The organism is Bradyrhizobium macuxiense (assembly GCF_001542415.1).
GTDB classification, from domain to species: domain Bacteria; phylum Pseudomonadota; class Alphaproteobacteria; order Rhizobiales; family Xanthobacteraceae; genus Bradyrhizobium; species Bradyrhizobium macuxiense.
In genome coordinates, this window is record NZ_LNCU01000034.1 from 6,215 (window position 1) to 25,712 (window position 19,498).

Here is a 19,498-nt window from a genome sequence, read left to right on the forward strand (position 1 = left end):
GTTCCGCCGGCAGCCGCCGCAGCTGCGGCCTTCTGCTCTTCGGCGTAACCGGACGGCGGCACGATGGTCACCAGCGTCGCGTCCTCACGGGTCAGCGATTTCACGCCCGTGGGCAGCTTGACGTCGCTCAGATGCAGCGAGTAGCTGATCTCGAGAGCGCCGACGTCGGCCTCGATATACTGCGGGATGTTGTCGACCGAGCACTCGAGATCGAGCGTGTGGGTGACAATGTTGACGGTGCCGCCGCGCTTGACGCCCGGCGAGGTTTCGCCGTTTACGATGTGCAGCGGCACGCTGACGCGGATGGTGGCGCCTTCGCCGAGCCGCATGAAGTCGACATGGATCGGGAAGTCCTTCACCGGATCGAGGTGGAAGTCGCGCGGAATCACGCGGTGCTTCTTACCCTCGAGATCGATGTCGAGAATGGTGGTGAGGAACCGGCCCGCGAGAATGCGCTGACGCAGTTCGCGATCCTCGACCGAGATGGCCACCGGGGGCTGGTTGTTGCCGTAGATCACTCCGGGAACTCTCCCGGCGCGACGCTCTGCCCGGGCGGCCCCCTTGCCGCTCTGCGGACGTGCGGTCGCCTTCAATTCCTTGACGGTCGCCATAGCGTTAAGTCCTTGTATTTAAAAAGTTAAAGGCCGCAGCGCGGCCCATGCTCAGGTCCACAGCAAGCCTCCAGGGGTGCGGGGGCCGCAGACGTGGGCGGCTTTTAGCCCCAAAGGGGCGAAATGACAAGGAAATGAAGGAAACTTTCTTGCGCGCCCCGACTTTGCCAGGCCGCCGCGCCTCGGCCCATCATGCCTGGGCTCGACCCGGGCATCCATCTGTAAAAGGAGCGAGCTTTGCGAAGAGGATGGATGGCCGGGTCAAGCCCTGCCATGACGAATGGCTGCCCTTGTCAGCCCGTCGTACCCGGCGACACCCCGAGCTTGGCCTCCAGCGCGGCGATCCGGGCTTTCAGCGTCTCGTTCTCCTCGCGCGCCAGGCGGGCCATGTCCTTGACCGCGTCGAACTCCTCGCGCTTGACCACGTCGAGGTCGCGCAGGATGCGTTCGGCCTGGTTGCGCATGACGGTATCGACCTCGCGCTTGACGCCCTGGGCGGCGCCCGCGGCGTCGTTCATCAGACGGCCGATCTCGTCGAAAAACCGGTTGCTGGTCTGGGTCATCTCACAAACTCTCCGCGTTCACTTTGCGTCGCGCGGAAGACAATGGCGATCCGCGCTGACAGGTTCAAGTCCGCAGCGAATGGCAGGCACCCCGCTGCTTGCCTTGTCATGCCAAGGTTTCCTTGCAATCGTATTGAACCCACAACAGAAATCGCAAATCACAACGCGAGCAGAAACGCCATGATCGAGCACACGGTCGAGATCGAGACCAAGGACGGCAAGACCACCACCTTCATCACCCATCCCGAGCGCGGCGGCCCGTTTCCCGTCGTGATCTTCTACATGGATGCGCCGGCGATCCGCGAGGAGCTGCGCGACATGGCGCGCCGGCTCGGCACCTCGGGCTACTACGTGATGTTGCCCAATATGTATTACCGCTCCGGCGCGATGGAGCTCGGCCCGATCAATCCCGATCCGGAATCGCCCGAACGCAAGCGCATGTTCGCGCTGATGAACTCGCTCAACATCCCGCTCGTGATGGAAGACACCAAGGGGCTGCTCGCCTACGCGGAGACGCAGAAGGCGGCGAACACAGGGATCATCGGCACCGTCGGCTACTGCATGAGCGGCCGCTATGCGGTGAACGCCGCGACGCATTTCCCCGACCGGGTCAAGGCCGCCGCCTCGGTCTACGGTACTCATCTGGCGACCGACCAGCCCGACAGCCCGCACCTCGCCGCGGCGAAGACCAAGGCCGAACTTTATTTCGCCTGCGCCGAGACCGACATCTACGCGCCGCAGGAGATCATCGAGCAGGTCAAGGCCGGCATGAAGGGATCGAACAGCGAGGTCGAGATCTATCCCGGCACGCATCACGGCTTTGCGTTCCCCAAGCGCCCGGTCTATGACCGCGACGCCGCCGAACGCCACTGGGAGCGGCTGCTTGCCCTGTATCGCCGCAACCTCGTGAGCTAAGGCCTCAAGACGCACGATGCTGTTCCTGCTGATCAACTTTCCGGTCTTCAACCCCGTCGCGGTATCGCTCGGGCCCATTGTGATCCGCTGGTATGCGCTCGCCTACATCGTCGGCATCGTGCTGGGCTGGATCTACGCCCGCTCCCTGCTCAAGAAGGAACGGCTGTGGAGCGGGCCGGCGCCGATCACCCTGCCGCAGCTCGACGATTTCATCCTCTGGGTCACCATTGGCATCATCGTCGGCGGCCGCACCGGCTACGTGCTGTTCTACAATCTGCCGTTCTTCGCCGCGCATCCGGGGGAAATCCTCGAATTGTGGAAAGGCGGCATGTCGTTCCACGGCGGCTTCCTCGGCTGCGTCGCCGCCGTGATGCTGTTTGCCCGCCGCAACAACGTCTCGATCCTGTCGCTTGGCGACATCACCACCGCGGTCGCGCCGATCGGGCTGTTCCTCGGCCGCATCGCCAATTTCATCAACAGCGAATTGTGGGGCCGCCACGCCGACCCGAGCCTGCCCTGGGCCATGATCTTCCCCAATGGCGGACCGCTGCCGCGCCATCCGAGCCAATTGTACGAAGCCGGCCTTGAGGGCATCGTGCTGTTCACGGTGCTGGCCATCATGATCCGGATGGGCGCGCTGAAGCGGCCCGGCCTGATCCTCGGTAGTTTCATCACGCTCTATGGTTTTGCCCGAATCACCGGCGAGTTTTTCAGGGAGCCCGACCCGCAGCTCGGATTCCTGTGGGGCGGACTAACCATGGGGATGCTGCTGTCGGTGCCAATGATTATTGTGGGCGCTATCATCATCGTGGCTTCCGCCCGCCGCAAGCCGAAGGCGCCGGCACCGGATGCGACTTAAAGGACCTCTGTGAGCGACGTTTCCCCGCTGCTGGGCGAGATCAAGAAACTGATCAAATCGTCCGGGCCGATGCCGGTCTGGCGCTACATGGAATTGTGCCTGATGCATCCGCATTACGGCTACTACCTGTCGCGCGATCCGCTCGGGCGCGAGGGCGATTTCACCACGTCGCCGGAAGTCAGCCAGATGTTCGGCGAGCTGCTCGGCCTGTGGAGCGCATCGGTCTGGAAGGCGATCGGCTCGCCGTCGATGCTGCGCGTGGTCGAGCTCGGGCCCGGCCGCGGCACCATGATGGCGGATGCGCTGCGCGCGCTCCGCGTGCTGCCGCCGCTCTACCAATCGCTGAGCATCCACCTCGTCGAGGTCAACCCGGTGCTGCGGGAGAAACAGCGCGCGACACTGTCCGGCGTGCGCAACATCACCTGGCACGAGAGCATCGACGACGTGCCGGAAGGCCCGGCCGTGATCCTCGCCAACGAATATTTCGACGTGTTGCCGATCCACCAGATGGTCCGGCGCGAGACCGGATGGCACGAACGCACGGTCGGGATCGACGCCAATGACCGGCTGTATTTCAGCGCGGCTCCCGAGCCGACGCCGCATTTCGAGGTGCTGCTGCCGCCGCTGGTGCGTGCCGCGCCGCTCGGCGCCGTGTTCGAATGGCGGCCCGACACCGAAATGATGAAGCTCGCAACGCGCGTGCGCGACCAGGACGGCGCCGCGCTGATCATCGACTACGGCCATCTGCGCAGCGACGCCGGCGACACCTTCCAGGCGATCGCGCGCCACAGCTTCACCGATCCGCTGAAGAACCCGGGAGAAGCCGACGTGACCGCCCATGTCGATTTCCAGGCCCTGACGCGGGCGGCGGAGGATGTCGGCGCGCGCGTCCACGGACCGGTGACGCAGGGCGATTTCCTCAAGCGGCTCGGCGTCGAAGCCCGCGCCGCCGGGCTGATGGCGAAGGCGACACCGGAAGTCTCCGCCGACATCGCCGGCGCGCTGAGGCGCCTGACCGACTCCGGCCGCGGTGGCATGGGCTCGATGTTCAAGGCGATGGCCGTCTCCGATCCACGCATCACTTCGATCGCCGGGCTGAGCGATCTGCCTGACGAGGCCGACGAATCATGACATTGGGATCACCGCTGCTGTCAGCCATTCCGGGCCTGCGCCACGCCTTCTTCTCGCGCGAAGGCGGCGTCTCGGAAGGCATCTATGCCAGCCTCAATGGCGGCCTCGGCTCACGCGATGATCCCGCCAAGGTCGCCGAGAACCGGCGGCGGATGGCCGAGCAACTCGGCGTGTCGCTTGCGCATTTGATCAGCGTCCATCAGGTGCACTCACCTGACGCCGTGGTCGCCACCGGCCCCTGGGACGGCAGCGCGCGCCCGAAGGCGGATGCGGTGGTCACCAACGTCGAAGGCGTGGCGATATCGGTCACCACCGCCGACTGCGGGCCGATCCTGCTGGTCGATCCCAACGCCCGGGTGATCGGCGCGGCGCATGCCGGCTGGAAGGGCGCACTGACCGGCGTGCTGGAATCGGCCATCGATGCGATGGAGAAGCTTGGCGCCGAGCGCGGCGGCATCGTCGCCGCGATCGGCCCGCTGATCCGACAGGAGTCCTACGAGGTCGGCCAAGAATTCGTCGAACGCTTCATCGAGGCCGACGCCGAGAACGGCGTGTTCTTCATTCCCGGCGAACGCGATGGTCATGCGATGTTCGATCTCGCCGGCTTCATCCGGATGCGGCTGGAAAATGCCGGCGTGCTGATGATCGACGATCTCGGCATCGACACCTATGCCGATGAGCGCTGCTTCAGCTACCGTCGCTCGGTGCACCGCAAGGAGGCCGATTACGGCCGGCTCGTTCATGCCATCGCGCTGGCACCCGAATGAATAGAGGGGACCACGCAACAATTCGATCTCGCCGGTTTCGACATTCGGGCAGCACCGTCAACTTCTGCAGGACGTGACAATGGTCGAACAGCCCCCTCCTCTCGATCCGAAGGTGATCCCGCCGGAGATCGACCGCTGGAACTGGGGCGCGTTTCTGCTGAGCTGGATATGGGGTGTCGGAAACAACACCTTCATTGCGTTACTGACCCTGATCCCGTTCTTCGGCCTGGTCATGCCTTTCGTGCTTGGCGCCAGGGGAAGCCGCTGGGCCTGGCGCAACGGACGATGGGACAGCGTCGAGCACTTCAAGCGGGTGCAGCGCCTGTGGGCGATCTGGGGCGCCGTGATCTGGCTTGGCGCACTCGTGCTGCTCGGCGGCGTCTTTGGCGGCACTTACTATCTGCTCAAGACGTCCGAGGCCTATCAGCTCGGCGCATCCAGGCTGCAGGCGAGCACCGCAGCGGCCGACGTCCTTGGCCGGCCGATCTCGACCGGCTTTCCATCGGGCACGATCTCGATCGACGGCAAAGGCGGGCGTGCGACCCTGGCCTTTTCGGCGACCGGCACCAAGGCGACGGCACAGATTTTCCTGCGGGCGATCAAGAAGGACGGCGTGTGGTCTCTGACGCAGCTCACGCTCAAGGTCGACGGAAGCGACGGCGTGATCGATCTCCTGAACCAATCGAAGGTCGAACTCCCAGACGCTCGACGGCGGGTCAGCTAGATCGTTGACGGGCCGTGCGGCCTGCCGACATCGGCGTTGATGGCTAGGCATCTTCGCCCGCCAGCACGACGCCGCCAGACCCGGCCACTTCTTTGCAGCAACCGGCTTGACTCTCCACCTGCTGGAGACCGGACAAGCAACGCACGACATAACGCACCTACGGACCAGTCAAGGAATTTGATCCCATCCCTCGGAGTGCTCAACCGTCGGCCGGTTAAGCGCTGTGGCCATCCTGCCCTAGACGTTAAGCTGTTTTAACGATATCGCAGGACGCAATGAGGGAAGCGTCAAAAAGCCAGTTTCAAGCTGGGACAGTCGTGCGTGCCGCGATCGCTGCCACGTGGCTTGCGGTCGCCTGCGCGCTTGGCGGCTGCGCCAACGGCGGCAGCGCGGCCGACGCCTATGCGATGGCCAACACGGGCAGCGGCGCAACTGTCGCGTTCGAATCGATCGACGGCCCGCCACCTCAAGTGTTCGATCGCATGGTGAGCGTGCTCGACAGCGAGTCCAAGCTCCGCAGCCTCTCGATCGTGTCGCGTGAAGGCACCGCGGCCTACCGCGTGCGCAGCTACCTGTCGGCGCAGGTGGTGCGCGGCCGCACCATGATCGCGTGGGTCTGGGACGTCTACGACAGCAACCAGCAGCGCGCGCTCCGGCTCTCCGGCGAGGAGCCCGCCGGCAAGGCCGGCCGCGACGCCTGGGCGGCGGCCGACGACCTGGTGCTGCGCAAGATTGCCCAGGCCGGCCTGAGCGGCCTGTCCAGCATGATCAATGGCGGTCCGGCGGACAGCCCCGCGCCGGCGTCTGCCCCCGAGCTTCGCGGGCCCGCCGTCGCGAGCGCTCCGGCGCCCGCTGCGGCCGAGACCGTGGCGCTCGGATATTCCGCTAACTAAGACCCCGGGATATTCCGGGGAAGGGCCATTTTTGGACCGGGAAAACCGGGCTAATGGGTTGCCAGCCAAGGCGCCTGCCTGATATTCCCTCGCCCACCGAAAACCCGCCGGTTCTATAGGGACTTGAGATGCTGAACGTCGTATCCAGCAAGGCGCGGGGGGAAGCATCGATGTCGGCAAAAAATGGATCAATCAAGCTCGTCGCCGGCAACTCCAATCCTGCGCTGGCGCAGGATATCGCCAAGGGACTTGGCATCGAACTGACCAAGGCCGTGGTCCGGCGCTTCGCCGACATGGAGATCTTCGTCGAGATCCAGGAGAACGTCCGCGGCTCGGACATGTTCATCCTGCAGTCGACGTCGTTTCCGGCGAACGACAATCTGATGGAGCTGCTGATCATCACCGACGCGCTGCGTCGCTCCTCGGCGCGCCGCATCACCGCGGTGATCCCCTATTTCGGCTATGCCAGGCAGGACCGCCGCTCCGGTTCGCGCACCCCGATCTCGGCCAAGCTCGTCGCCAACCTGATCACCCATGCCGGCGTCGACCGCGTCATGACGCTCGACCTGCATGCCGGCCAGATCCAGGGCTTCTTCGACATCCCGACCGACAATCTCTTCGCTGCACCGCTGATGGTGCGCGACATCCGCGAAAAGTTCGACTTGGCCAAGGTGATGGTTGTGTCGCCAGACGTCGGCGGCGTGGCGCGCGCCCGCGGGCTTGCCAAACGCATCAACACGCCGCTTGCGATCGTCGACAAGCGCCGCGAGCGCCCGGGTGAGTCCGAGGTGATGAACGTGATCGGCGACGTCACCGGCTACAACTGCATCCTGGTCGACGACATCGTGGACTCCGGCGGCACGCTGGTGAACGCGGCCGAGGCGCTGATTGCGCACGGCGCCAAGGAGGTCTCGGCCTACATCACCCACGGCGTGCTGTCCGGCGGCGCCGCGGCGCGCATCGCCTCGTCGCGGCTGAAGGAGCTGGTCATCACCGACTCGATCCTTCCGACGGAAGCCGTCAACAAGGCACCGAACATCCGCCAGATCTCGATCGCCGGCCTGATTGCCGAAGCGATCGGCCGCACCGCTGCGGAAGAGTCGGTTTCGAGCCTGTTCGATTAGTCCAATTTCCGCTGTCGTCCCTGCGAACGCAGGGACCCAAAACCACAGGATTGCGTTGTTGAAGCGAGCCGTGGCCCCAGCGTTGCGCAGCATTTGGCGGTCGTGGTTATGGGTCCCGGCTCAAGGCCCGGACGACATTGAATTTGAGGCGGTCCCGCCTCGTCAAAACCCCGGCCTCGGCACGTGGCTCATCAGCGTCCGGGCGTAGCCGCCGTCGACGATGATCTCCTCCCCGTTCACATAGGACGACCGGTCGCTCGCCAGGAACAGGATCGCATCCGCCATGTCCTGCGGCGCGCCGATCCGGCGCATCGGCACCACGGCGGTGCGGCGCTCGGTGACGCCGGGCGTGTCGTAGAAGGCCTGGCTCATCGGCGTGACCACGAGACCCGGGCTGACGACATTGCTGCGGATGCCGTGCGGCCCCCATTCGGCGGCGAGCTGCTGCGACAACATCACGACCGCGGCCTTGCTGACACTGTAGGCGCCGCTCTGCCCCTGCGCATTGCTCGCCGCGATCGAGGCGACGTGGACGAGACTGCCGTGGCCGAGCCTTCGCATCTGCCCGCCGAAGGCCTGCGCGCAGATGAAATAACCGGTCAGATTGACCGCAAGCACCGAGTTCCACTCCGCCAACGGCAGCGTATCGAGCCCGCCGGGGCGCAGCACCGCCGCGGTGTTGACGAGAATGGCGCAGGGACCGAGCACGCGCTCGACCGTTTCGGCAGCCGATGCGACGCTCTCCGCGCTCATGGTGTCGCAGCTTGCGACGAGGTGACCGTCGCCGAACTCGCGCAGCTTTGCCTTGGTCTCTTCAAGCCCGCGCTCGTCGCGATCGAGCGCCGCGACCTTGACGCCTGCACGCGCAAGACTGACCGCCGTGGCACGGCCGATGCCGCCGCCTCCGCCGGTGACCACGGCAACGCGGCCCGACAGGCCGAGCCAGTCGGAAGATTGGTGTTCAGTCATGGGCGCCTCCCGCGCATTTTTGGTTTATGCCCGGAAGCATAACCGAACGCGCGGCAGACGTGCGCGATCCCGGCACGCATGCCGGAATCGCGTTTACGTCTAGGCTGACGCAGCCCTGGTTCTAAAGCGCGATGAGATTGGGTTGAATCGTCATCGCGCTTTAGCTCCTTGTTTGAGCATGATCTTTTCGGAAAACCGCTTCACACTTTTCCGGATCATGCTCTGGCTAGCCGGCGATCCCCGCCGCGACCTGGCCGCGCAGCCGCTCCAGGCTGAGCAGCGTGTTGGCGCAGGCTTCCGCCGCCTCGATGCCCTTGATGACGAAATGCCGGCGGAAGAAATCCTGGTGCACTTCGGTCTCGTGGAATTGCTGCGGTGTCAGCACCGCGGAGAACACCGGCACCTCGGTGCGCAACTGCACATCCATCAGCGCCTTGATCACGGTGTCGGCGACGAATTCGTGGCGATAGATGCCGCCGTCGACGACGAGCCCGGCGGCGACGATCGCGGTATAGCGGCGCGTCTTCGCCAGGATCTGCGCATGCAGCGGGATCTCGAACGAGCCCGGCACCTCGAACACATCGACGTTGGTGATGTGGCGCGCCTCGATCGCCTTCAGAAAGGAGACGCGGCACGCATCCACCACCTCGCGATGCCAGCACGCCTGCACAAAGGCGACGCGCTGCGGCTTTGCGAAGCGTGGATGTTCCGATACCGGCGGAACGGCCGGTGTGTCGGGAGTGATGTCTGCTTGGGAGATTTCTGCTTGGGAGGTTTCGACTTCAGCGTCTTGCAACATCTGATTCATGGTTTTCCTCTTTCAGGACCAGAATCAGGGCACACGGACAACGACAAGAGCCCCACGCGAATCCGCGCGGGCTGCCGCAACCGTTCTCTTTCATCCGGACTGTAACCGTCGGCTTCGGAATTGCACCGAATCTGCTGACCCTTCCCCGTTCTTGAGGAAGGCGCTCGCGGGCTTGGGCTCGTCACCCTTACCGCCGGTGGGGATTTCCGCCCCGCCCTGAGAACATCGGCACGCCCGGGATGGACGTGCCTAACAGCCAATATGACCAATGCGCGACAGGTGGGCAAGATGCTTCGGCACGGGAATTGGCATGGTCCCCATGAGCGCGCTGCGAGTCTTCCAGTGACGTTTCGCTGTCAGAGACGGCCGATTCACAAGTGCGGCGAAGCGGAGGCAAATGGTTAATATTCCGTTACCAGGCCACTTCGATTCCGATTTGTTCTTTAATTAACGAGCGCTACCGCGATCAGCTGTGGACGAGGCGCGCTTTGGCTGTGGACGGACTCGGGGTGCGGTTGCGCGGATTCCGCAAATCACATCACTTCATCCGCGTCAGGTCCAGGGGCATCCGGAAGCCCGCGTAAGGAGCTGCACTCGGCCACGACGCTGTTTGTCGCGCTTGCCGGCTTCCGTGTGCGTATCAACAGATCAAAAGAATAAGGGTCGAGACGGCATGTCCCTCCTCGAAGGCATTATCGAGTCCCGGAACAACCCGCTTGCGGTGGTCGAGGATATCGCCACTGACAACAACTGGGCGTTCGAGCGTTCCGGCGACGACGAGGTGACGATCGTCTCCAAGGGCGATTGGATCGACTATCAGCTCTCTTTCACCTGGATGGGTGAGATCGAAGCGCTGCATCTCGCCTGCGCTTTCGACATGAAGATTCCGCAAGCGCGGCTCGCCGAAGTGCAACGACTGATTGCCGCGATCAACGAGCAATTGTGGGTCGGTCATTTCGATCTGTGGACCCACTCCGGCATGGTCATGCATCGTCAGGCGCTGGTGCTGCCTGGCGGCCTCACCGCATCAGCCTCGCAATGCGAGAGCATGCTGGTCAACGCGATCCAGGCCTGCGAGCGCTATTACCCCGCGTTCCAGTTCGTGGTCTGGGCCGGCAAGTCGGCGGCCGAGGCCATGTCTGCCGCGATGTTCGATACCGAGGGCGAGGCATAGGAACCGCTCGGTCTATCCGCGCCCTCAGTGTCGTCCCTGCCTAGTGCGCAATTGCGCACGGGAGCAGGGACCCATACTCCGCGGCCCTCGTGGCTGAGCAAACTGCTTGTGGCTCGCTTCTCGCTTCACTAGAACCGCTTGTGGGTCCCTGCTTTCGCAGGGACGACATAGAGTTCGTGGAGCGACCTGTGAACACAAGCAGCGCATTGAAGAACACCACCGGCACCATCGCGCTTGCAGGCGCCGGCAAGATGGGCGGCGCGATGCTCACCGGCTGGCTTGCGCAGGGGCTCGTGCCTGCGCAGGTCGCTGTGATCGATCCACATCTCTCGCCGGAGATTTCTGCACTCGCCGCGCAAGGTGTCCGCCTCAACCCGAAGGCTCAGGATGTCGGTGCGGTCGATACGCTCGTGATCGCGGTGAAGCCGCAGTCATTCCGCGAGGCCGGAGCCGCGCTCAAGGCGTTGGTCGGCCCGTCGACGCTGGTCGTCTCGATCATGGCCGGCACCACGATCTCTGTGCTTCAAGAGGTCTGCGGCGGCGCCGTGGTGCGCGCGATGCCGAACACGCCGGCCGCAATCGGCCGCGGCATCACGGTCGCAGTACCGGCGAAGAACGTCACCGCCGCGCAGCGCGCGACGACGGATGCGCTGCTGCAGGCGACCGGGCTGGTCGAATGGGTCGAGGACGAAAACCTGATGGATGCGGTGACCGCGGTCTCGGGCTCCGGCCCGGCCTATGTGTTCCTGCTCGCCGAAGAGCTGGCCTGCGCCGGTGTCGCGGCCGGCCTGCCGGAGCAGCTGGCGACCACGCTGGCGCGAGCGACCGTCGCAGGCTCCGGCGAGTTGCTGCATCGCTCGGACCTGCCGTCCGCGACCTTGCGCCAGAATGTCACCTCACCTGGCGGCACCACCGCCGCGGCACTCGAGGTGCTGATGGCCAAGGACGGCATGCAGCCGTTGATGACCCGCGCCATCGCCGCGGCGACCAGGCGCTCGAAGGAATTGGCGAAGTAGCCCATCCGCTGTCATTGCCGGGCTTGCCGCCTTCGCCAAGGCTTCGGCGCGCCCGAGACTGTTGGCCTCGTCGGAGCCTTGGCGTAGACGGGACCCGGCGATCCATCTCACGCGGATATGCTTCTTTCTTGATGGATGCGCGGGTCAGGCCCGCGCATGACGAGTTCGTAGGACGGCGCAAGCGCGCCTTTGCCCACGTTACGCTTTCGAGCCCGACGTTCCGGCAAGCCGCTTGTTGAAATTCTCGACGTTGATCAGGCCGCGCGCGTGGCGGCCTTCGCCGAGCTTGCGCGCGCCTTCGAAGGCCTCGACCTCGAAGCGGATCACGCGGCGCTCGACCGCGATCACCTTCGCCGTGGTCCGCACCGTGGCGCCGACAAGGGCCGCGGCGAGATGGCGGATATCGACCTCGGTGCCGACGGTGACCCAGCCGGGCCGCAGCGCAGCGCGGATCGCATCGCCCGACGCCATCTCCATTTCGAGGATCATCATCGGCGTCGCATAGACCATCGGCATGCCGGGCACGAAATGCCCGACCGTGCGCTCCGGCGGCACGACGAGCGTGCGCTCGGCACTCATGCCGATCTTGATAAAGTCGCGTGCGTCCATGGATGCCTCAAGACCGGTGTCGTCCCGGCCTTGAGCAGGGACGACCCGTGGAGAAGGCTGGGCTACTTCTTCGCAGCGGCGGCGCGCTCGACGAAGGTCTTGCCGCCCTTCATCTTGTGATGCAGCGGCGCTTCGTTGATCTGGATCACGACGGCATCGGCATCGACGCCGAGGTTCTTCACCAAAGCCTGGGTGATGTCGCGCATCATGCCGGCCTTCTGCTCATCGGTGCGGCCTGCGGCCATGCTCACGGTAATTTCGGGCATCCAATCTCTCCCTTGGCTGTCGCGGCCGGGCTGGTCCCGGCCATCACGTTCTCTGTTATCAAACAAGACGCGAATGCCCGGCACAAGGCCGGGCATGAGGCGTTGCGCGAATGGCTAACCCCACGTCACGTCATGACGCGCCAGCACCTCGCGCACCTTGGCAACGAGATCGGCCTCGGCGCAGGAGAATTGCGCAGGCCGTGTTTCGCGCCACTCCTGGTTGGAGGCGATCGCGGCCGCGGCCTTGGCGCCTTCGATCAGATCCTTGATCTGCACCTCGCCGCGCGCCTTCTCGTCCGAACCCTGGATGATCACGCAGGGCGAGTCGCGGCGATCGGCATATTTGAGCTGGTTGCCCATGTTCTTCGGATTGCCGAGATAGAGCTCGGCACGGATGTTCGCATGGCGCAGTTGCGCGACCATTTTCTGGTAGTCGGCGACGCGGTCGCGATCGAACACGGTGACGACCACGGGGCCGAACTCCGGCCGCGTGTCGAGCTTGCCGAGCATCGTGAGCGCAGCCTGCAGGCGCGACACGCCGATCGAGAAGCCGGTCGCTGGCACCGGCTCGCCACGGAAGCGCGACACCAGACCGTCATAGCGGCCACCACCGCCGACCGAGCCGAACCGCACCGGACGGCCCTTCTCGTCCTTGGTGTCGAGCAGCAGCTCAACCTCGTAGACCGGGCCGGTATAGTATTCGAGGCCGCGGACGACGGAGGGATCGATGATGATCTGGCTGTGATAGCCGGCCGCATCGACAAGACGCGCGATCTCGACCAGTTCGTCCAGCCCCTCGAGCGCGATCTTCGAATCGTGGAACGTCGCACGCAACGCGTCTGCGATACGGCGCGCGATATCGTACTCGTTCTCCTTGCGATCGGGATCGCCCGCAAGCCGCTGCTGCATGCTCGCGTCGCCGGAATAGGCCAGCAGCGGACCGCGCACCGCAGCGCGCGCATTCACAAACGTCTCGATCTTGGCGATCTGCGCCTGCTCGAGGCCCGCGCCCTTGGTGAAGTCGCCGCTCTCATCCTTGCGGCCGGGGCCGAGCAATTCACGCACGCCTTGCTCGCCAAGTCGGTCGAGCTTGTCGATCGCGCGCAGCACGGTGAGCCTTCGGCCGGCGTTCTCCTCGCCGCCGATCCCGATGCTCTCCATCACGCCGTCGAGCACCTTGCGGTTGTTCACCTTCACAACATACGAGCCGCGCGGAATGCCGAGCGCTTCCATCGTGTCGGCGGCCATCATGCAGATCTCGGCATCAGCGGCCGGCGTCGCGGAGCCGACGGTATCGGCATCGAACTGCATGAACTGGCGGAAGCGGCCGGGACCGGGTTTCTCGTTGCGGAAGACGTAGCCGAAGCGATAGGAGCGGTACGGCTTCGGCAGGTGATCGAAGTTTTCCGCGACATAGCGCGCGAGCGGCGCGGTCAGGTCGTAGCGCAGCGAGATCCACTGCTCGTCGTCGTCCTGGAACGAGAACACGCCCTCGTTGGGACGGTCCTGGTCCGGCAGGAACTTGCCGAGCGCATCGGTGTATTCCATCGCCGGCGTTTCCACGGGCTCGAATCCGTAGAGCTCGTAAACGGCGCGAATCTTCTCGACCATCTGGCGCGTGACGTTGATCGCGGCCGGGCCACGATCTTCCAGTCCGCGCGGCAGGCGCGCCTTCAATTTCTGGGGTTTTTTCGGTTTGTCGGCCATGAGCGGCGTTTACCAGCCGACGCGCGAGGCGGCAACCAGTGCATCCGTAGAACCCGCGAATATGCCGGAGACGCTCGTGCCCGGGACAGGCCCGGGCACGACGCAATTTCGAACAGAGCCGCGCTGGAATGGCCGGTCAGCGGACCTCTCTGATCCAGTTATGCGGGTCGTTGGTGCGACCGTACTGGATGTCGACCAGCTTCTTGCGCAGCCCCATCGCCACCGGGCCGGCCACGCCGCCGCTGATCTGGAAATCGCCGCTCGCGGAGCACACCTTGCCGATCGGCGAGATGACCGCCGCCGTGCCGCAGGCGAAAGCCTCCTTCAGCTTGCCGCTGGCGGCATCCGCGCGCCACTGGTCGATCGAATAGGCTTCCTCGCGCACCCGCGTGCCGGCATCCTTGGCCAGCGTGATGATCGAATCCCGGGTGATGCCGGGCAGGATGGTGCCGAGCGGCGGCGTCGAGAGCGAACCGTCGTCGAACACGAAGAAGACGTTCATGCCGCCGAGCTCCTCGACATAGCGGCGCTCGACCGCATCGAGAAACACGACCTGATCGCACCCGTGATCGATCGCCTCGGCCTGCGCGCGCAGGCTCGCGGCATAATTGCCGCCGCATTTGACGGCGCCGGTGCCGCCGATCGCGGCGCGCGTGTAGTTCTCCGACACCCAGATCGACACCGGCGCGGGCCCGCCCTTGAAATAGGAGCCGACTGGCGAGGCGATGACCGAGAAGATGTATTCCGCCGACGGCTTCACGCCGAGGAAGACCTCGCTTGCGATCATGAAGGGCCGCAGATAGAGGCTGCCCTCGCCGCCCGGAATCCAGGCGCGATCGATCCGCACGAGCTGCTCGACCGCCTCGATGAACACGTCCTCCGGCAGCGGCGCCATTGCCATGCGCTCCGCCGAATTGCGAAAGCGTCGCGCATTGGCATCCGGGCGGAACAGGTTCACGCCGCCGTCGTCGCGCCTGTAGGCCTTGAGACCTTCGAAAATTTCCTGCGCGTAGTGCAGGACGGCGCCAGCCGGATCGAGCGGAAAATTCGCGCGCGATTCGACGCGCGCGCCATGCCAGCCCTTCGCCTGATTGTAGCGGACGATCGCCATGTGATCGGTGAAGATCCGGCCGAAGCCTGGATCCACGAGCTTGGCCACGCGCTCCTTGTTGGGAGTCGCATTCGTCGCAGGCTGGATTTCGAAATTCAAACTCATTTTCTTGCTTTCCGCTCTCGGAACCGGCGCAATGTGTGGCGCCGGCCAGTTTCCCCCCGGGACCTGTCGGCTTGGTTGGCCTGGCCTCCGGCGCTACCAGCCCCGGGGGCCGGTTTCCTGCGCCAACATGCCGTTTAGACATGCTTTTGCGGAATGCCGAAGTCCAGTATGTTTGCCGAAATGCCGCTCGACAATCGCACGGTAGTCCAATTTGCGGCCCAAACCGCCATCGCTGGCTCTTTCAGGCCGACTCAAACGCTGTCGGGGACAAAACGACTTAATGTTTCGCCGTGACATGCAGTTTTGTAACATTGAACCCAAGATACGTCAATATGACTGACATAAATTTCTCAGGCATGGCTGCCAAGCCCGATTCGCAGGGAAGCGACCACTCGTCTTCCGCGGCGGGCGAGCGCGATCTGCGCTGGGACATTATCGAGCTCCTGTTCTTCGCCTACCGAGATTTCGTCGGCGACGCCGACCAGGAGTTGGAAGCGTTCGGCTTCGGCCGTGCCCATCACCGGGTCATCCACTTCGTCACCCGCTATCCCGGGCTGAAGGTCGCCGACCTGCTCGACGTGCTGCGCATCACCAAGCAGTCGCTCGGGCGCGTGCTCAAGCAGCTGCTCGACGAAGGCTACATCGTGCAGAAGACCGGCAACAATGATCGCCGGCAACGCCTGCTCTACGCGACGCCGAAGGGCGAGGCGCTGGTCGCCAAGCTCGCGGGCCTGCAGACCGACCGCATCAACCGTGCGGTCACCGGTATCGATGCTGCCGGCGTCGAGACCGTTCGCCAGTTCCTGCGTGCGATGATCGATCGCGACGATCCCGACAAGGTGCTCGAGGCGATCTTCGGGGGCGGTAGAAAGACGAAGGAGTGACCGTGGCGCAGACTGCAACCATGGTGCAGCCGCCGGCCGAGCCGGCCGACGACGCACCGCATCTCCTCCTCGTCGATGACGACCGGCGGATTCGCGACCTGCTGTCGCGCTTTCTGTCCGGCGAAGGCTATCGCGTCACGACCGCGCTCAGCGCCAGCGACGCACGCGCCAAACTGTTGGGGCTGCATTTCGACCTCCTCATTCTCGACGTGATGATGCCCGGCGAAAACGGCTTCGATCTCGCCCGCTTCATCCGTACCTCCTCGTCGGTACCGATCATCATGCTGACCGCCCGCCACGAGGCCGAGGCCAGGATTGAGGGCCTGCAGATCGGCGCCGACGATTACGTCGCCAAGCCGTTCGAGCCGCGGGAGCTCGTGCTGCGCATCGGCAATATCCTCAAGCGCACCACCCCTCCGCAGGTCGCGGCCGTCGAGCAGATCGCCTTTGGTCCCTACGTCTTCCATGTCGAGCGCAGCGAGCTGCGCCAGGGCGAGGAGATCATCCATCTCACCGACCGTGAGCGCGAGATGCTGCGCATCCTTGCGACCACCCCGGGCGAGACCGTGCCGCGCGCCGCGCTGACCAGCGGCGGCACCGTCAACGAGCGCGCAGTCGACGTGCAGATCAACCGCCTGCGCCGCAAGATCGAGCAGGATCCCGCCAATCCGCTGTTCCTGCAGGCCGTGCGCGGCATCGGCTATCGCCTGGTCGCCTCGCCCTGAAGCGCGATGAGGTCAGGATGAACCGTTATCGCGCTTCAGCTTCTCATTTAAGCATGATCTTGTCGGAAAACCGCTACACACTTTTCCGGATCATGCTTTAGAGCACCCCATGAGCACGCTCGACTCCGGCCTGACCCTGATCCGCAACGCGTCGCAGCGCGTGTCGAAGGCCAATGGCTGGATGGGCAATGCGTTCAAGAGCTGGATGCCGACCGGCCTCTATGCCCGCGCATTGCTGATCATGATCGTGCCGATGGTGGTGCTGCAGACCGTGGTCGCCTTCGTGTTCATGGAGCGGCACTGGAACACGGTGACGCGCCGCCTGTCGGCCGCGGTGGTATCCGACATCGCCGCGCTGATCGACGTCTACAAGATTTATCCGCAGGACAAGGACCGCGCCCAGCTTCGCCACATCGCCCAGCGGCTGCAGCTCGTGGTCGACTTCCTGCCCGCGGGCGACATGCCGCCGCCGGGACCGAAGCCGTTCTTCTCGCTGCTCGACCAGTCGCTGTCGGTGCAACTCGGCCGGCAGATCAACCGTCCGTTCTGGATCGACACCGTCGGCAATTCCAACCTGGTCGAGATCCGCGTGCAGCTCGACGATTCGGTGATGCGGATCTTCGCGCAGCGCAGCGCGGCCTATGCCTCCAACTCGGAGATCTTCATCTTCTGGATGCTCGGCACGTCGTCGATCCTCCTGATCGTCGCCGTGCTGTTCCTGCGCAACCAGATCAAGCCGATCCTGAGACTCGCCGATGCCGCCGAAAGCTTCGGCAAGGGCCGCGAGGCACCGAACTTCCGGCCGCGCGGCGCGCGCGAGGTGCGACGCGCGGCGCAGGCGTTCATCGAGATGAAGGCGCGCGTCGAGCGCTCGATCGAGCAGCGCACCGCAATGCTGGCCGGCGTTTCGCACGATCTGCGCACCATCCTGACCCGCTTCAAGCTCGAGCTCGCCCTGCTCGGCGAAGGCCCCGAGATCGAGGCGATGCGCAAGGACGTCGACGAGATGTCGATGATGCTGGAGGACTATCTCGCCTTCGCGCGCGGCGATTCCGGCGAGGTCGCGCAGCCGACCGACATGGCAATGGCGCTGGAGGAGTTGCGCAGCGACGCCGAACGTCACGGCCACACTGCGACTGTGGCGTTCCACGGCCTGCCCGTCGTGACGGTGAAGCCCGCCTCGTTCAAGCGCTGCCTCGGCAACCTCGTCTCAAATGCGGCGCGCCATGCCAACACGATCTCGATCAACGGCCATCGCGACCACCGCTATCTCACCGTGACCGTCGACGACGACGGCCCCGGCATTCCCGCGAACATGCGCGAAGAGGTGTTCAAGCCGTTCCTGCGGCTCGACGACGCCCGCAACCAGGACGAAGGCGGCACCGGCCTTGGACTGGCGATCGCCCGCGATATCGCCCGCTCGCATGGCGGCGATATCATGCTCGGCGATAGTCCGATGGGCGGATTGCGAGCGGCGGTGCGGGTGCCGGTGTAGCTTCTCCCACGTCCCGCTCTTGCCCGGAGAGGTGAAAGGTCCGTTACTTCTGCAGCTTCGGCAGCAAAGCCTTCAGCTTTTCCATATCCTTGACGTTCATCTTCATGCCGCCGGGCATGATCATGTCGCCGGGCTTCTGGTCGGCCTTGCAGGCGCCGAGCCATTTCGCCTCGATGGTCATCGTGTTGTCGTGGGCGCCGGAGGGGCCGCCTTCCACATGCGAGGTGCTCTTGACCGTGTAGGCCGAGTTGAAGTCGCCGACGATCTCGGCATGCGAGGTCACGGTCACGCCGGCGGTGCCGCAGACGCTGTCGCTGACATAACCGGTAGCGGTCTTCTGGACATCTTGCTTGGAGCAAACCTGCTTCGCCATCGGCGCGGCCGTCGTGCTCATCTCCTTGTCCGTGGTTTCATCGGTGCAGTGCTGCACGGTGATCTCCGGCACCGATGAGCCGGTCTTCACCATCTTCATCTCCCACAGACCCGCCTTGCGGATCGGCAGATCGACCGCACCGGCCGCGCCGGCCGACAGCACCAGGCAAACGGCCGAACCAAGCAGAGCAAGACGTCGCGTCATAGCGATTGACTCCCGACTGGACGAGAGGATCAAGCGCAGCGCTCAGTAGCGCGTGCGCAAGGGTCGGCCTGCGGAGCCGTAAGGGACCCAGCGGCAGGCAAACGAGATATAGCCGCCCGGATAGGACTGCACGGAGAGGAATTTCACCACCTTGCCGTACGAAGCGCAGTGATCGACGGCAAGCTGCCGCGCGTCGGTCTGCATCGCCAGCGAATAGGCGATAATACCGCCGGTATCATTGCCCTTGAACGGCGGTACCGGCTGCATCCAGTCGGCCCGCGCCGGCGCAACGGCCAGCATCCCGCAAACGGCAACCAGGCACGCGGCCAATTTCCTTCGCATCGCAGACTCCATTTCGCTCAGACCCAACATAGAGTGCGCCGGCGGTCGTGAAAAGAACGAGCGGTTCGCCGAAAGTGGACTTCTCCTCAGGTGTTGCCGCGCTGCACTTGACCTTGCCGGGGC

The 19,498-nt window shown here is 64.6% G+C and carries 22 protein-coding genes and 1 riboswitch; of the genes, 12 read left to right on the plus strand and 10 right to left on the minus strand.

Annotated features, from left to right (window positions below):
• On the minus strand, positions 1 to 611 hold a 611-nt coding region (locus AS156_RS08000), incomplete at its 3' end, for a 50S ribosomal protein L25/general stress protein Ctc (RefSeq protein ID WP_245312608.1).
• 293 nt (positions 612 to 904) lie between these two features.
• The gene (locus AS156_RS08005; protein WP_066502327.1) at positions 905 to 1,174 is read right to left on the minus strand and encodes an accessory factor UbiK family protein; all 270 of its coding nucleotides are present in this window, start codon (positions 1,172 to 1,174) and stop codon (positions 905 to 907) included.
• Positions 1,175 to 1,354: 180 nt separating this feature from the next.
• Between AS156_RS08005 and AS156_RS08010 the strand changes: the two genes are divergently transcribed.
• From AS156_RS08010 to AS156_RS08040, 7 genes are all read left to right on the plus strand, one after another.
• Entirely contained in the window at positions 1,355 to 2,089 is a 735-nt protein-coding gene (locus AS156_RS08010) for a dienelactone hydrolase family protein (RefSeq protein WP_066502331.1), read from the plus strand.
• Between the two features lie 16 nt (positions 2,090 to 2,105).
• A complete protein-coding gene (gene lgt / locus AS156_RS08015) occupies positions 2,106 to 2,948 on the plus strand; it encodes a prolipoprotein diacylglyceryl transferase (protein ID WP_066502337.1) in 843 nt (280 codons plus the stop codon).
• 69 nt (positions 2,949 to 3,017) lie between these two features.
• A complete protein-coding gene (locus AS156_RS08020; RefSeq protein ID WP_066502880.1) occupies positions 3,018 to 4,079 on the plus strand; it encodes a class I SAM-dependent methyltransferase in 1,062 nt (353 codons plus the stop codon).
• Complete coding sequence (gene pgeF, locus AS156_RS08025; RefSeq protein ID WP_066502339.1) at positions 4,076 to 4,846, plus strand: peptidoglycan editing factor PgeF; 771 nt, start codon at positions 4,076 to 4,078, stop codon at positions 4,844 to 4,846. The genes AS156_RS08020 and pgeF overlap by 4 nt, the downstream gene beginning before the upstream one ends.
• A gap of 79 nt (positions 4,847 to 4,925) precedes the next feature.
• Complete coding sequence (locus tag AS156_RS08030; RefSeq protein ID WP_066502341.1) at positions 4,926 to 5,570, plus strand: cytochrome c oxidase assembly factor Coa1 family protein; 645 nt, start codon at positions 4,926 to 4,928, stop codon at positions 5,568 to 5,570.
• A 275-nt stretch (positions 5,571 to 5,845) separates the two neighbouring features.
• Positions 5,846 to 6,463, plus strand: coding sequence for a hypothetical protein (locus AS156_RS08035; RefSeq protein WP_066502343.1), 618 nt, complete (start codon positions 5,846 to 5,848; stop codon positions 6,461 to 6,463).
• Between the two features lie 170 nt (positions 6,464 to 6,633).
• Positions 6,634 to 7,587 (plus strand): ribose-phosphate pyrophosphokinase, encoded by a 954-nt coding sequence (locus tag AS156_RS08040; RefSeq protein WP_066502883.1) that lies wholly within the window; start codon positions 6,634 to 6,636, stop codon positions 7,585 to 7,587.
• 162 nt (positions 7,588 to 7,749) lie between these two features.
• On the opposite strand, the gene AS156_RS08045 is transcribed toward AS156_RS08040, so the two are convergent.
• Together AS156_RS08045 and AS156_RS08050 are read right to left on the minus strand one after the other, a co-directional pair.
• The gene (locus AS156_RS08045) at positions 7,750 to 8,556 is read right to left on the minus strand and encodes an SDR family NAD(P)-dependent oxidoreductase (RefSeq protein ID WP_066502349.1); all 807 of its coding nucleotides are present in this window, start codon (positions 8,554 to 8,556) and stop codon (positions 7,750 to 7,752) included.
• Positions 8,557 to 8,782: 226 nt separating this feature from the next.
• Entirely contained in the window at positions 8,783 to 9,364 is a 582-nt protein-coding gene (locus AS156_RS08050; RefSeq protein ID WP_066502350.1) for a 6,7-dimethyl-8-ribityllumazine synthase, read from the minus strand.
• 78 nt (positions 9,365 to 9,442) lie between these two features.
• A riboswitch (FMN riboswitch) is annotated at positions 9,443 to 9,592 on the minus strand.
• Between the two features lie 445 nt (positions 9,593 to 10,037).
• Here AS156_RS08050 and AS156_RS08055 point away from each other — a divergent pair.
• Together AS156_RS08055 and proC are read left to right on the plus strand one after the other, a co-directional pair.
• On the plus strand, positions 10,038 to 10,538 hold the full coding sequence (locus tag AS156_RS08055; protein ID WP_066502352.1) for a type III secretion system chaperone family protein: 501 nt from the start codon (positions 10,038 to 10,040) through the stop codon (positions 10,536 to 10,538).
• A gap of 188 nt (positions 10,539 to 10,726) precedes the next feature.
• The gene (gene proC / locus AS156_RS08060) at positions 10,727 to 11,554 is read left to right on the plus strand and encodes a pyrroline-5-carboxylate reductase (RefSeq protein ID WP_201456010.1); all 828 of its coding nucleotides are present in this window, start codon (positions 10,727 to 10,729) and stop codon (positions 11,552 to 11,554) included.
• Between the two features lie 198 nt (positions 11,555 to 11,752).
• On the opposite strand, the gene AS156_RS08065 is transcribed toward proC, so the two are convergent.
• The 4 genes from AS156_RS08065 to AS156_RS08080 form a co-directional block, all read right to left on the minus strand.
• A complete protein-coding gene (locus AS156_RS08065) occupies positions 11,753 to 12,163 on the minus strand; it encodes a thioesterase family protein (protein WP_066502356.1) in 411 nt (136 codons plus the stop codon).
• A 62-nt stretch (positions 12,164 to 12,225) separates the two neighbouring features.
• Positions 12,226 to 12,429, minus strand: coding sequence for a tautomerase family protein (locus AS156_RS08070; protein WP_044538952.1), 204 nt, complete (start codon positions 12,427 to 12,429; stop codon positions 12,226 to 12,228).
• Positions 12,430 to 12,543: 114 nt separating this feature from the next.
• Positions 12,544 to 14,136 (minus strand): histidine--tRNA ligase, encoded by a 1,593-nt coding sequence (hisS, locus tag AS156_RS08075; RefSeq protein ID WP_066502358.1) that lies wholly within the window; start codon positions 14,134 to 14,136, stop codon positions 12,544 to 12,546.
• A 136-nt stretch (positions 14,137 to 14,272) separates the two neighbouring features.
• The gene (locus tag AS156_RS08080; protein ID WP_066502360.1) at positions 14,273 to 15,352 is read right to left on the minus strand and encodes a branched-chain amino acid aminotransferase; all 1,080 of its coding nucleotides are present in this window, start codon (positions 15,350 to 15,352) and stop codon (positions 14,273 to 14,275) included.
• Positions 15,353 to 15,684: 332 nt separating this feature from the next.
• On the opposite strand from AS156_RS08080, the gene AS156_RS08085 reads away from it, so the two are divergent.
• From AS156_RS08085 to AS156_RS08095, 3 genes are all read left to right on the plus strand, one after another.
• Positions 15,685 to 16,236, plus strand: a complete 552-nt coding sequence (locus AS156_RS08085) for a MarR family winged helix-turn-helix transcriptional regulator (RefSeq protein WP_066502361.1) — start codon at positions 15,685 to 15,687, stop codon at positions 16,234 to 16,236.
• Between the two features lie 20 nt (positions 16,237 to 16,256).
• The gene (locus AS156_RS08090) at positions 16,257 to 16,961 is read left to right on the plus strand and encodes a response regulator (RefSeq protein ID WP_430641786.1); all 705 of its coding nucleotides are present in this window, start codon (positions 16,257 to 16,259) and stop codon (positions 16,959 to 16,961) included.
• Positions 16,962 to 17,070: 109 nt separating this feature from the next.
• Complete coding sequence (locus tag AS156_RS08095; RefSeq protein WP_066502366.1) at positions 17,071 to 18,456, plus strand: ATP-binding protein; 1,386 nt, start codon at positions 17,071 to 17,073, stop codon at positions 18,454 to 18,456.
• Between the two features lie 43 nt (positions 18,457 to 18,499).
• On the opposite strand, the gene AS156_RS08100 is transcribed toward AS156_RS08095, so the two are convergent.
• Positions 18,500 to 19,033, minus strand: coding sequence for a DUF3617 domain-containing protein (locus AS156_RS08100; protein WP_066502369.1), 534 nt, complete (start codon positions 19,031 to 19,033; stop codon positions 18,500 to 18,502).
• A 42-nt stretch (positions 19,034 to 19,075) separates the two neighbouring features.
• On the minus strand, positions 19,076 to 19,375 hold the full coding sequence (locus tag AS156_RS08105) for a hypothetical protein (protein WP_066502886.1): 300 nt from the start codon (positions 19,373 to 19,375) through the stop codon (positions 19,076 to 19,078).
• Between the last annotated feature and the right edge of the window lie 123 nt (positions 19,376 to 19,498).